The organism is Flavobacterium sp. (assembly GCF_965657075.1).
Taxonomy (GTDB): domain Bacteria; phylum Bacteroidota; class Bacteroidia; order Flavobacteriales; family Flavobacteriaceae; genus Flavobacterium.
The window spans coordinates 33886-47810 of sequence record NZ_CBFHMV010000006.1 but is presented as its reverse complement, the minus strand read 5'-3'; the positions used below and the strand labels follow the sequence as shown (position 1 = coordinate 47810).

13 protein-coding genes are annotated in these 13925 nt (G+C 31.4%); 10 read left to right on the top strand and 3 right to left on the bottom strand.

Annotated features, from left to right (window positions below; all coding sequences use genetic code 11):
• Both ACTF56_RS05885 and ACTF56_RS05880 read right to left on the bottom strand, forming a co-directional pair.
• The gene (locus tag ACTF56_RS05885) at positions 1-1218 is read right to left on the bottom strand and encodes an NADH:ubiquinone reductase (Na(+)-transporting) subunit B (RefSeq protein ID WP_438965980.1); all 1218 of its coding nucleotides are present in this window, start codon (positions 1216-1218) and stop codon (positions 1-3) included.
• A 23-nt stretch (positions 1219-1241) separates the two neighbouring features.
• Positions 1242-2588 (bottom strand): Na(+)-translocating NADH-quinone reductase subunit A, encoded by a 1347-nt coding sequence (locus tag ACTF56_RS05880; protein ID WP_438965979.1) that lies wholly within the window; start codon positions 2586-2588, stop codon positions 1242-1244.
• 193 nt (positions 2589-2781) lie between these two features.
• On the opposite strand from ACTF56_RS05880, the gene ACTF56_RS05875 reads away from it, so the two are divergent.
• From ACTF56_RS05875 to pruA, 4 genes are all read left to right on the top strand, one after another.
• The gene (locus ACTF56_RS05875; protein ID WP_438965978.1) at positions 2782-4035 is read left to right on the top strand and encodes a DUF5103 domain-containing protein; all 1254 of its coding nucleotides are present in this window, start codon (positions 2782-2784) and stop codon (positions 4033-4035) included.
• Complete coding sequence (locus tag ACTF56_RS05870) at positions 4035-5126, top strand: DUF3667 domain-containing protein (RefSeq protein WP_438965977.1); 1092 nt, start codon at positions 4035-4037, stop codon at positions 5124-5126. Before ACTF56_RS05875 ends, ACTF56_RS05870 begins: the two co-directional genes overlap by 1 nt.
• Positions 5127-5129: 3 nt before the next feature.
• Positions 5130-5516: a Co2+/Mg2+ efflux protein ApaG gene (apaG, locus tag ACTF56_RS05865; RefSeq protein WP_438965976.1), complete on the top strand. Its 387-nt coding sequence runs from the start codon at positions 5130-5132 to the stop codon at positions 5514-5516.
• A 154-nt stretch (positions 5517-5670) separates the two neighbouring features.
• Positions 5671-7299: an L-glutamate gamma-semialdehyde dehydrogenase gene (gene pruA, locus ACTF56_RS05860; protein ID WP_438965975.1), complete on the top strand. Its 1629-nt coding sequence runs from the start codon at positions 5671-5673 to the stop codon at positions 7297-7299.
• 180 nt (positions 7300-7479) lie between these two features.
• Here pruA and rsmG read toward each other — a convergent pair whose 3' ends face one another.
• On the bottom strand, positions 7480-8109 hold the full coding sequence (gene rsmG / locus ACTF56_RS05855; RefSeq protein WP_438965974.1) for a 16S rRNA (guanine(527)-N(7))-methyltransferase RsmG: 630 nt from the start codon (positions 8107-8109) through the stop codon (positions 7480-7482).
• A 105-nt stretch (positions 8110-8214) separates the two neighbouring features.
• Here rsmG and ACTF56_RS05850 point away from each other — a divergent pair, with 105 nt between their 5' ends.
• The 6 genes from ACTF56_RS05850 (at position 8215) to ACTF56_RS05825 (ending at position 13868) form a co-directional block, all read left to right on the top strand.
• Positions 8215-9309, top strand: a complete 1095-nt coding sequence (locus ACTF56_RS05850) for a fatty acid desaturase family protein (RefSeq protein WP_438965973.1) — start codon at positions 8215-8217, stop codon at positions 9307-9309.
• A 164-nt stretch (positions 9310-9473) separates the two neighbouring features.
• Positions 9474-10661, top strand: coding sequence for a pyridoxal phosphate-dependent aminotransferase (locus ACTF56_RS05845; protein WP_438965972.1), 1188 nt, complete (start codon positions 9474-9476; stop codon positions 10659-10661).
• A 96-nt stretch (positions 10662-10757) separates the two neighbouring features.
• A complete protein-coding gene (gene purT, locus ACTF56_RS05840; protein WP_438965971.1) occupies positions 10758-11924 on the top strand; it encodes a formate-dependent phosphoribosylglycinamide formyltransferase in 1167 nt (388 codons plus the stop codon).
• Complete coding sequence (locus ACTF56_RS05835) at positions 11925-12500, top strand: Crp/Fnr family transcriptional regulator (protein WP_438965970.1); 576 nt, start codon at positions 11925-11927, stop codon at positions 12498-12500.
• 78 nt (positions 12501-12578) lie between these two features.
• Positions 12579-13295 (top strand): pirin family protein, encoded by a 717-nt coding sequence (locus tag ACTF56_RS05830; protein ID WP_438965969.1) that lies wholly within the window; start codon positions 12579-12581, stop codon positions 13293-13295.
• A 48-nt stretch (positions 13296-13343) separates the two neighbouring features.
• Entirely contained in the window at positions 13344-13868 is a 525-nt protein-coding gene (locus ACTF56_RS05825; RefSeq protein ID WP_438965968.1) for an NADPH-dependent FMN reductase, read from the top strand.
• The last annotated feature ends 57 nt before the right edge of the window (positions 13869-13925 follow it).

Genomic DNA, 13925 nt, shown 5'->3' with positions numbered 1-13925 from the left:
TTATGCAGTTTTAACTTTTAAACGTTTCATTCTTCTATTTATGTTAGCTTGAACTACATAATGATCAATAGTTGGTGCAAAAACATTCATTAATAGAATGGCCATCATTACACCTTCTGGATAAGCTGGGTTGAAAACACGAATTAATATACTGAAAAATCCAATTAAAAATCCGTAGATAATTTTTCCCATAGCGGTTTGTGATGCAGATACTGGATCTGTTGCCATGAAAACAATACCAAAAGCAATACCTCCAACAAATAAATGGTTCCAAAATGGGAAACTCATTAATCCGTAGAATTTACTTCCTTCTAAAATCACACCAGAATCAACTAATCCGTTAAAAATAAGTCCCATCACTAAAGCACCTACTACAGAAGAAATCATAATTCTTGCACTTCCAATTCCTGAAAAGATTAAGAAAGCAGCTCCAAGTAGTATCATTAATGTTGAAGTTTCACCAACAGAACCTGGAATAAATCCTAGAAACATATCTTGAGCAGAATATGCCAAAGGTTTATTTGCTGCAAGAGCACCTAAAATAGTTTCTCCAGAAATAGCATCAGTACCAGCAGCATTCATCATACCTTCTTTAGCACCATGAACCCATACTTTATCACCAGACATCCAAGCTGCCCAGTTGAAGAATAAAAAAGCACGAATGGTTAACGCAGGATTTAATACATTCATACCCGTTCCTCCAAATAATTCTTTACCAATGATAACACCAAAGATAACAGCTACTGCTAACATCCAAAGAGGTAAATCGACTGGCATAATTAGAGGCACAAGCATACCAGTAACCAAGTATCCTTCTTCTACTTCATGTTTTTTTACTGTTGCAAAAATAAACTCAACTCCTAAACCAACTCCATAAGAAACAATAAGCATTGGAAGAATCTTAGTTGCTCCAATTAATAAATTATCTAAGTTCCAAAAATTAGTTGACAAGAAAGAAATACCATCTTGAGGAAATCCGTTTATCTGACCAAAATGCTGATATCCAGCATTGAACATACCAAAAATCAACGCAGGAATCAATGACATGATTACTGTATTCATTACACGCTTTAAATCGGCAGCATCTCTAACGTGAGCACCTGAGTGAGTTGTAATGTTTGGTGTATATAAAAAAGTATGCAAAGCATTGAACGATTGTTCCATCTTTGTTCCTTTATACTTTTCTTTTAAATTATGTAAATTTTGTTTTAATCCCATTTTTCTTTTTTTTAATTTTGAAATTAACCCACTTCATTAATCATCATATCTAAACCTGCACGGATTATTTTTTGATGATCTTGTTTAGACACGTCTACATATTCTGTTAAAGCAAAATCTTCTGGAGCCACTTCATAAATTCCTAATGCTTCCATTTGATCAATATCTCTAACTAAAATTGATTTTAACAATTCCATTGGATAAATATCTAAAGGAAATACTTTTTCATATTTTCCAGTCAATACAAATCCTCTGTGTTCTCCGTTCGTATTAGTATTTAAATCGTATTTTTTGTTAGGCGTTAAGAACGAAAACATTCCAGCTCTATAAATACTAAATTTGTTAGGTCTTGGTAAATTCCATCCAAAGAAATCATAATCATCACCTTCTGGAATAACAGTAACTTGAGTATGATAAAAACCTAAAGCATTTTCTTTTGATTTTTTATCTCCAGTTAAAACATTCCCACTAATGATTCTGAAATTACCTTCTTTCATGTTTGATGCTACAACATCACCCATTTGAGCACCAGCAATTACAACTACATAAGAGGGTTTTTCAAAACCTGTTCCAGTTAAAGCAACTCTTCTTTCAAGATTTATTTTTCCAGAAAGAAACAATTCACCAATAACAGCAACATCCTCTATTTGAACAGTCCAAACTTTTTCACCTTTATTGATTGGATCAATAGCAGCAATTTGAGTTGAAACTAATCCAACAGGATGAACACCTTCTCCTTTATGAAGCACAAAAGCATCTGTTTCAGGTAAAAAAGTAGCATTTGACTTTGTAGTAACATGAACTTTCCCTGAAGTTAATTTTGCTAAAGCTTCAAAACCAGCTTTTAAAAATTCTTTTTTACCTTCTAAAGTAAAATTTAAATCCGCAGCCAATGGTGCCGAATTAATTCCTGAAACAAAAATTGCTTTAGGAGTATCAGCAGAATTAGCAATCACGTCGTAAGGACGTTGATTGATAAATGGCCAACAACCCGAAGCTAACAAATGTTCTTTTACTTCTTGAGACGATAAATCATTAAGATTTTTTTTGCTATGCTCTACGTGAACATCTTGAGAATCTGCAGCGATAAGAATTTGTAAAATAACTCTTTTTTCACCACGAACAATCTCTTGAATAGTTCCACTTACAGGAGAAACAAATTTTACTGACTCATCATTTTTTGAGTAGAAAATAACTTCACCTGCTTTAACTTTTGCACCTTCTTTAACAACCATTTTTGGGGTTATTCCGTGAAAATCAGAAGGATTAATAGCATAGACTTTCGAGCGGGAAACAACAGAAATTGTATTTTCTGCTTCACCCTTCAATTTAAGGTCTAAACCTTTTTTAATTCGAATGTCTTTTGACATGTTTATTGAAGATATGGTTAGTACTATTTTATAAAACGTGCAAATTTAATCATTTACAATTTTGCTTACCAAATAAATACAGATTGATTTCATTATTTAAATCAATTCTAAATAAAAGACTTTTCTAATAAAAGCATAATTATTGTATTCTTAAATTAACTTTTACTAATTTTACGTTTTAGATCTAAAAAAAATGAAGAAAATTTTATCTTTTTTACAAATTTCCTTAATTAGTTTTTCAAGTCTTGGACAAGAAAAAGTTGCCGACGAAGTAGCACCACCTTACAACATAAAAACAATCAGTTTTTTTCAAAACAATATTGTCAGTTACCCGTTTTTCAAGCTTGGTGATGCTTTTGAAATTCAGTTTGACGATTTGTACGGTAACGAAGCCGATTACTACTATACCATAACCCAATACGATTTTGATTGGACACCAACGGGACTAGCAAAAGTAGAATATCTTGAGGGAATGGACAACCAAAGAATTATTACTTATGAAAACTCGTTCAACACCTTACAATTATATTCGCATTACAAACAAACTTTCCCTAACAGATTCAACAGAATTACCAAAAGCGGAAATTACATTATTACAATTTTAAACGATGATAGAGAGGTAGTTTTTTCTAAAAAATTTATTATTTACGAAAACATAGCCAATGTAAGTACACTTGTTAGAAAATCTAGAGACATTGAAACCATTAATCAAATTCATAATTTAGATTTTTCTATCAATTTGGGCGACAATACCTTGCAAAATCCAAAACAAAACATTAAAGTCAGTTTGTTTCAAAATGCAAGATGGGATACAGCAAAACACGGCATTGCGCCTCAATACACCATAGGTAACGAACTCATTTACAGATACAATAAAGAAACGCAATTTTGGGCTGGAAATGAATTTTTAAATTTTGACAACAGCACCATTAGAGCAGGAAACAATACAGTAATGCAATTTACAGCTGGTGACATTTACAACACCATTTTATACACCAATCAAGAAAGAAAGGATAAATTGTATACTTTTTTTCCAGATTTAAATGGAAGTTTTTTTGTAAACAACAGAGATGTTGAAAACCCAACACTTCAAGCCGATTATACTTGGGTATACTTTTCACTTGATGCTTCATCTTACAATGCTAATGATGCTATTTACATCAATGGACTATTTAATGGTTATGCTAAAAACGACGAATATAAAATGGAATTCAGCAAAGAAAAAGGATATTTTGAAAAAGCAGTTTTAATCAAACAAGGATTTGTGAATTTTGAATACACTTTAACGGATAAAAAAGGAAATGTAGATAGCGAAAATGCTATTGATGGTAATTTTTATCAAACAGAAAACATGTATAATGTTTTAGTTTATTATAGAGGAAATAATGATCGTTATGATCGAGTTATTGGAAATGGATCTACAGATTCCACTACGATTAAAAATTAATGGATTCAAGAAAAAAATTCAAATACAGAGGCAATACTTGTTTAAACTGCTCCACTTCATTAGACAAAAGTGAGCGTTATTGTCATTTTTGTGGCCAATTGAATTCTACAAAAAAACTAACTATTAAAGATTTTCTTGAAGAATTTTTATCCAATTTTTATGCTTATGATTCTCGTTTACGAAATTCAATAGTTTCTATTTTTACAAAACCAGGAGTTTTAGCACGCGAATTCAATGAAGGAAAACGTCAAAAATACGCCAATCCATTTCGTTTGTTTTTAAGTGTTTCTATCGTTTTGTTTATAACTTTTAGTTTTAATTCTTCTAACCAAAATAACCTAACAGATGACACATCAGATAAAATAGAAGAAAATCAAATTATTGAAGGAAAGAAACAAGACAGTTTAGTTTTAAATACTCTAAAATCAGAAAATGATTCAATAAAAAATATTGTTGATACTTATATAAAACAAACAAAATTCAGTAAAGATTCTATTTACACTAAAGCCTTTATAGATAACAACATCAATAAAAATACTGAACCATTAACTTTTACAATAACTTCTTACAGAAATTTTCACATAAAATACCCTGAAAAATCAGAAGAACAAACATTAAAAGAACTTGGATACGAAAAAAATCTTTTAAACAGTATCATGTATAGAAAATCTATACAATTTAAATCCAACAACATTAACGAGGAACTTTTAGATTATTTCTACCAAAAAATGCCTTTCATTTTATTTCTATCATTACCCATTATAACCTTAATTTTTTGGTTGGTTTACATAAGAAAAAACATGAATTATACAGAACATTTGGTATTCTCTTACTCCTTTTTTACTTTCATGTTTGTCTGTATAATTATTTTCAATTTAATTGATCTAATCAGTTCAAACTTGAAACAAATATTGACTTCCATTTGCTTTACCTTTGTATTTCCCATCTATTTTTACAAATCTTTAAGAAATTTTTATCAGCAAAGTCGTTGGAAAACAATTTTAAAATTTATAATTTTGAATCCATTATTCGGTATTTTTCTATTTATTTCATTCATTTTAATGACTATTTTAGGAATAATCTTATTTTAAGGTATGGTTACACAGATAACACAAGGTATTAAAATCTCAGTTAAAACTAGTTTTGAAGGCACTTACTTCAAAAACTACAAGATTCATTTTGCCTTTACTTATCAGATTACCATAGAAAATCAAAGTAAAGATTCTGTTCAATTAAAATCACGTCATTGGGAAATTTTTGATTCATTAAATGATCAGGAAATTGTTGATGGCGATGGAGTTGTAGGAAAAAAACCTGTTTTAAAACCTGGTGAAAGATATACTTATTCTTCTGGTTGCCTATTAGCATCTCCAATTGGTGCCATGAAAGGATATTTCAATATGATTAACTTTACTTCTACCAAAAGCTTTAAAGTACAAGTACCTTCATTTAAATTAAGTGCACCCTTCGCATTAAATTAGGACAAACCGTCAATACTCTTAATTTGTAACTTTTCTGACCTACTTTTTAAAAAATCATTCGTATTTTTGCAATTAATTACTAATTATAAAGAAATTAGGATTGTAAAATTTGTTTTTCTCAATTCTGAATTCTAAATTTTAAATTTTAAATATCATGCCAAAAGGATTCTTTCATGTCCCAAAAGCGGTTAACGAACCGGTAAAATCTTACGCTCCAAATTCACCTGAAAAAGCAGCAGTTTTAGCCGCTTATAAAAAAATGTGGAACGAAACTATAGATGTCCCAATGTATATTGGTTCTGAAGAAGTTCGAACTAATAATACAAAAACAATGTCAGCTCCTCACGATCACCAACATATCGTAGGAACTTATCATTTGGCTGAAAAATCTCATGTAGATAAAGCTATTGCATCAGCATTAGAAGCTAGAAAAGAATGGTCGCAAATGCCTTGGGAACACAGAGCTGCTATCTTTTTAAAAGCTGCTGAATTAATTGCTGGCCCATACAGAGCTAGAATCAATGCTGCAACAATGATTGCTCAATCTAAGAATATTTTTCAAGCAGAAATTGATGCTTCCTGTGAATTGATTGACTTTTTGCGTTACAACGTAGAATTCATGACGCAAATTTATAACGATCAGCCCAACTCAAATTCTGATGTTTGGAATAAAGTAGAATATCGTCCTTTAGAAGGATTTATTTATGCCATTACGCCTTTCAACTTTACAGCAATTGCCGCAAATTTACCAGCAAGTGCTGCTTTAATGGGAAATACAGTGGTTTGGAAACCAAGTGATAGCCAAGTTTTTTCTGCAAAAATCATTATCGATATTTTCAAAGAAGCTGGTGTTCCTGATGGAGTTATCAACGTAGTTTTTGGTGATCCTGTTATGATTTCTGATACTATTTTTGATCATCCAGATTTTGCTGGTGTTCATTATACTGGTTCAACGTATGTTTTTAAAGAAATTTTCAAGAAAATTGGAAACAACATTCATACTTACAAAACATACCCAAGAATTGTTGGTGAAACTGGTGGAAAAGATTTCATAGTAGCACATCCATCTGCAAATGTTAGACAAGTAGTTACAGGAATTACAAGAGGTGCTTTTGAGTTTCAAGGACAAAAATGTAGTGCAGCTTCAAGAGCTTATATTCCTCAAAGTTTATGGCCAGCAATGAAAGATCAATTAGTAACCGACGTAAAATCTATGAAAATGGGTTCTCCAGAAGATTTTGGTAATTTCATCACAGCAGTTATTCATGAAGGTTCATTTGACAAATTAGCCAGTTATATTGACCAAGCGAAAAAAGACAGTGATGCTGAAATTTTAGTAGGTGGAAATTACGATAAATCAAAAGGGTATTTTATTGAACCAACAGTTATTGTAACAACAAATCCAAAATACACTACAATGGAAACTGAACTTTTTGGACCAGTAATTACAATTTATGTATATGAAGATGCAAAATGGGCTGAAACTTTAAAATTAGTGGACGAAACTTCAGAATATGCTTTAACAGGAGCCATTTTCAGTCAAGATAGATATGCGATTGTAGAAGCTACAAAAGCCTTAGATAATGCAGCTGGAAATTTCTACATCAATGACAAACCAACAGGAGCCGTTGTAGGAATGCAACCGTTTGGTGGAGCAAGAGCTTCAGGAACGAATGACAAAGCGGGTTCTATGCAAAATTTATTGCGTTGGGTTTCTCCAAGAACAATCAAAGAAACTTTCGTTACACCAGAAGATTACAGATATCCGTTTTTGGGAGAATAGTTTTTTGAGGTACGAGATTTGAAGTACGAAATAAGAAGTAAAAAAAGGGTTGAGAATTATTTTCTTGACCCTTTTTTTATTTTGAATACATCTCTTTAGTCTAATTGTTTTTCATCAAAACTATTTAACGTCATCAAAAGTTGAAAATAATAATTGAGTTATTATTTCAACTACATTATTCTATGCTTTAAACTTTAAAGGCAAATGCACTACTTTTTTAGTTTCAAAAAAATCTTCTTTAAAATACTCAGATAAATTGTATTCTGTGGCTTTTGGAAAATCTTTTAATTCTTCGGTTAAATCACCACCTTTTAAATATAAAATTCCGTTTTTAAGTTCGTGTTTGTTTTGTTTTTTGATTTTATCTTTAATCCAATTTACAAAATCTGGCATATTGGTTACAGCTCTACTTACGATAAAATCAAAATCTCCTTTTACATTTTCCGCTCGCATTTGTTCGGCTTTCACGTTTTGTAATCCTATAGCTTTTGCCACTTCATTAACGACTTTTATTTTTTTAGCAATTACATCAATTAAATAAAAACGCGTTTCTGGAAATAATATCGCTAAAGGAATTCCAGGAAAGCCTCCACCAGTACCCACATCCAAAACAAAAGTTCCTTGTTCAAAAGGTTGCACTTTTGCTATACCAAGCGAATGTAAAACATGTCTTGTATATAATTCATCAATATCTTTTCTAGAGATAACATTTATTTTGGCATTCCAATCTTCATATAGAGTTTTTAATTGTTCAAATTGCTCTATTTGAGTTGTGGTTAAGTTTGGAAATTGACTTAATATTTCTTGCATTTTAAAAATTTTCAACAAAAATACCTATTTTAGTGAACAAAATAACATCTGTTTAGTAAACTATCCTAAATTTAATATTTATCTTTGACTTTTAATTATATAATTATGAATTCAAATTCACCTACTTTCTCTAACAACGACTCTATGAAGTTCTTTCGAACTCTAAACAAGAGAGTTAACGAATATTTCAAAGAAAACAAAATACAAAAAACAGGAAACTGGAAATTACATTTAAAAACTGTAGTGATGTTTGCTATATTTTTAACACCTTATTTTTTCCTTTTGGCTATGAAAATGCCTTTTTGGACATACTTGCTTCTTAATGTTGTTATTGGCATAGGAATGGCTGGCGTAGGAATGAATGTAATGCACGATGGAAATCACGGTTCGTACTCTTCTAAAGGTTGGTTAAACAAAATTATGGGTGGAAGTATCTATATTTTAGCTGGAAATGTTTACAATTGGCAAGTGCAACACAATGTATTACATCATACTTACACTAACATTCATGGCCATGATGAAGATTTAGATGCAGGAAGAGTAATGCGTTTTACCAAACAAGCAGATTGGAAATACTTTCATAAATTTCAACATATTTATTCTGTATTTTTATATGGATTATTAACCTTCAATTGGGCAATTACAACTGATTTCCTTCAGATGAAACGTTACTTAAAAAGAAAGTTATCTTATGGAGAATGGAAAAAACCTTCTGTAAGATGGACAACTTTGGTAATAACTAAAGTAATTTATTTTTCAATTTGGTTAGTGATTCCTATGGTTATTGGAATTACTTGGTGGAAAGTTTTATTAGGTTTCGTAGTTATGCATTATACAGCTGGTGTTATTTTAAGTGTAGTTTTTCAACTAGCACACGTTGTGGAAGACACGGTTACTCCTTCTCCAAATGAAGATATGACTATGGAAAACACTTGGGCTATCCATCAATTGTTTACAACAGCTAACTTTGCTCCTAAAAATTGGTTAGTTAATTATTATACTGGTGGTTTAAATCATCAAATTGAACATCATATTTTTCCGCATATTAGTCATATACACTATAATAAAATTGCTAAAATTGTAAAAGAAACAGCTCAAGAATTCAATTTGCCTTACTATGAGTTTAAAACCATGAGAAGCGCTTTATATTCTCACTTCAAACATTTAAAAGAACTTGGACAAAAACCGCAATTAGCGTAAGATTTTAGATTGAAGTGTAACTATTTTCAATTTAAGTACTTACTTAAAAACTTACAAAATTATATGAACCATTAAGACATTAAGTTTCATTAAGATCAACCTTAATATTCTTAACATCTTAATGGTTTACCATTTAAAAAAAGATTTTTATACACAACAACACAATGAATCACTTACTATCAGACAGAATTAATCAATTATCAACTTCTCAAACTTTAGCTATGGCAGCTTTGGCAAGAGAATTAAAAGCTCAAGGAAAGGATATTATCAGCCTAAGTTTAGGTGAACCTGACTTTAACACACCCGATTTTATCAAAGAAGCTGCTAAAAAAGCTATTGATGAAAATTATTCAACTTATTCTCCAGTTGATGGATATGTGGATTTAAAAGATGCCATCTGTAGAAAATTTAAAAGAGATAATGACTTAGACTATAAACCAGCTAACATTGTAGTTTCTACAGGAGCTAAACAATCTTTATATAACATAGCTCAAGTAATGCTTAATGATGGTGACGAAGTGATTTTACCAGCACCTTACTGGGTTTCTTATTACGAAATTGTAAAAATGGCTGGAGGTATTCCAGTTGAAGTTCCAACAACTATTGAAAGTGATTTTAAAATTACACCAGAACAATTAGAAAAAGCTATTACTCCAAAAACAAAAATGGTTTGGTATAGTTCACCATGTAATCCAAGTGGTTCAGTTTACAATCGTGAAGAATTAACTGAATTAGCAAAAGTATTAGAGAAGCATCCAAATATATTTGTAGTGTCAGATGAAATCTACGAACACATCAATTTTTCAGGAACATTTTGCAGTATAGCTTCAATTCCAGGTATGTTTGAAAGAACTATTACAGTTAATGGTGTTGCAAAAGCATTTGCTATGACAGGTTGGAGAATTGGATATATTGGTGCACCAGAATTTATTGCAAAAGCTTGTACAAAAATGCAAGGTCAAGTTACTTCTGGAGCCAATTCTATTGCCCAAAGAGCTACATTTGCAGCTGTTGATGCAGATCCAAAAGTATTGAATGAAATGGTTGGAGCTTTTAAAAGCAGAAGAGATTTAGTAGTTGGATTAATTCAAGAAATTCCAGGATTAAAAATCAATTCACCAGAAGGAGCATTCTACGTTTTCCCAGATGTATCTTACTATTTCGGAAAAACATTAAAAGGAACTGAAATTAAAGATGCAAACGATTTTGCCATGTATTTACTTTCTGAAGCTAATGTTGCAACAGTTACAGGTGAAGCATTTGGTAATCCAAACTGCATTCGTTTTTCTTATGCTACAAGTGAAGCACAATTAACGGAAGCATTACGAAGAATTAAAGAAGCTTTAGCTTAATACAATTTTTAATAAATTAAACCATTAAGGTATTAAGAAAATTTAAGCATAAAACTTAATGAATCTTAATACCTTAATGGTTTTTAAAATATAAAGATGAACAAAAAAATATTATTATTAGGTTCTGGTGAACTAGGAAAAGAATTTGTAATTGCAGCTCAACGAATTGGTCAAACCGTTATTGCAGTTGATAGTTATGAAAATGCTCCAGCCATGCAGGTTGCACATGGTTTTGAAGTCATAAATATGTTAGACGGTTCTGAATTGGACAGAATTGTAGCCAAACACCAACCTGATTTTATTGTTCCAGAAATAGAAGCCATTCGTACAGAACGTTTTTACGATTATGAAAAGCAAGGAATAACAGTTGTTCCTTCTGCTAAAGCGGCAAATTTCACCATGAATAGAAAAGCAATTCGCGATTTAGCTGCTAAAGATTTAGGCTTAAGAACTGCTGATTATCGATATGCAACAACTGCCGAAGAGTTAGAAAAAGCGGTTAAAGAGGTTGGAATGCCTTGTGTTGTAAAACCATTAATGAGTTCGTCTGGAAAAGGACAATCTACCATTAAAACTAACGAAGACATCGCAAAAGCATGGAATTATGCTGTGAATGGTTCTCGTGGTGATGTTGTGGAAGTTATTGTTGAAGCATTTGTGAATTTTCATTCTGAAATAACTTTATTGACTGTCACTCAGAACAACAACCCTACTCTTTTTTGTGCACCTATTGGTCACAGACAAGAACGTGGTGATTATCAAGAAAGTTGGCAGCCTGCAAGAATCTCAGATAAAGACTTATTTGAAGCACAAGACATGGCTGAAAAAGTTACAGAAGCTCTTGGTGGCGCTGGCCTTTTTGGAGTAGAATTTTTCTTGACTGATGAAGGTGTATATTTTTCAGAATTATCACCAAGACCACATGACACTGGAATGGTAACTTTAGCTAATACTCAAAATTTTAATGAATTTGAATTACATCTTCGTGCGATTTTAAGTTTACCGATTGCAGAAATTACTTTAGAAAGAAATGGAGCAAGTACAGTGATTTTAGCTTCAGAAAATTCAAATAATCCCACATTTACTGGTGTTGAAAATGTAGCTTGTTTACCAAAAACCGATTTTAGATTATTTGGAAAACCAACTTCTAGACCTTACAGAAGAATGGGTGTTGTTTTGTCTTATGACACTTTAGAAACTCCAATTGAAGAAATTGTAGAGAGAGCAAAATCAACGGCTTCGTTGGTAAAAGTAAATGCATAATTGGCTTTAATCATTCAAAATATAGAAAAAATTATTTCACTCACTGATGAGCAGAAAGAATTGATTTTATCCAAAATTGAATTAAATCATTACAAAGCAAAAACCGTTTTATTAAATGCTGGTGAAGTTGCTAAATATTCTTATTTTGTAAAATCAGGTATTTTAAGAAGTTTTACAATAAACGATAATATAGTAGAACACGTTTTGCAATTTGCTTGTGAAGATTGGTGGATTGGAGACATGTATAGCTTAATTTCTCAAAAACCAGGTAATTTATTTATTGAAGTGAATGAAGATGCCGAAGTTGCTTTACTCTCTAAAGAAAACCAAGAAGAATTATACCATAAAATTCCTAAGCTAGAACGCTTTTTCAGAATTCTTACCGAAAACTCATTAGTAGCACATCAAGAACGATTAATGGATAATTTGAGTTTAACCGCTGAAGAACGTTTTGAAAAGTTTTGTTCCAAATACCCATCATTAATTCAAAAAGTACCTCAAAAACAAATTGCTTCTTATATTGGAGTTACTCCTGAATTTTTTAGTAAAATGAAAGCTAAAATGTTACGGAAATAATTTCTTAATCTAGATTAAGCACTACAAACATTAAATCGCTGTAAATTTACATCCTAATTTCAACTAAATTTACACGATATGAAAAATACAGTTTTACACAAATCCAATACAAGAGGTCACGCCAATCACGGTTGGTTGAATGCTTATCACAGTTTTAGTTTTGCCAATTGGTATAATCCAGAGCGAGTTCAATTTGGAGTATTAAGAGTTTTGAATGACGATACCGTTGCTGCTGGAATGGGATTTGGAACACATCCACATGACAATATGGAGATTATTACTATTCCACTTGAAGGTGATTTGGCTCACAAAGATAGTATGGGAAATACTGCAACCATCAAAACGGGTGATGTGCAAGTGATGAGTGCAGGAACTGGAATTCAACATAGTGAATTTAACCCAAATCATGACCAACACACCAAATTATTCCAAATTTGGTTATTTCCAAAAACAAGAAATGTTGAACCTCGTTACCAACAAATTACTTTAGACCAATCGTTACAAAAAAATGATTTTGCACAAATTTTATCTCCAAATGCAGATGATGCTGGAGTTTGGATTCATCAAGATGCTTGGTTTTATATGAGCGATTTTGATGCTGATTTTTCTAAAAAACTTTACCTTAAAAAAGAAGGAAACGGATTTTACATCATGACTATTGAAGGTGAAATTGAAGTAAATGGTGAAACATTAGAAAAAAGAGATGCCATCGGAATTTGGGACACAGCAGAACTAGAAATAAAAGCAAATACAGCTTCAAAATTTTTAGTTATGGAAGTTCCGATGGAACACTAATTAGTGTTCAGTATTCCGTTATTTAGTGTTCAGTATAAAAAATAAAGTATGAAAAAAATAATTGCCTTTGGAGCCTCCTCAAGTAAAAACTCCATTAATAAAAAATTAGCTACCTACACTGCGTCCTTATTTGAAAATGCAGGAGTAACTGTTTTAGACTTGAATGATTTTGAAATGCCTTTGTATTCTGTAGATAAAGAAAGTAGCGGGTTTCCAAAAGAAGCGCAAACCTTTTTAGATGCGTTAATGGAAGCTGATGTACTAATCGTTTCTTTAGCAGAACACAATGGTGCCTACACAGCTGCTTTTAAAAATATTTTAGATTGGGCATCTCGAATCAATAGTAAAGTTTTCCAAGGTAAAAAGATGCTTTTAATGGCTACTTCTCCTGGTGAACGTGGTGGTACTTCAGTACTAGAAATTGCAAAAGATAGATTTCCAAGACATGATGCTGATCTGGTAGGCACGTTTTCACTTCCTAGTTTTTATGAAAATTTTGATGAAGCTGATGGCATAATAAATCTAGATTTAAAGAATAAATTATTAGCAATCCTAAAATCAATAGATTTATAATTTCTTAATCTAGGTTAAGTGATAAGCTAAACAACTGGTTGTAAATTTGTAATGTAA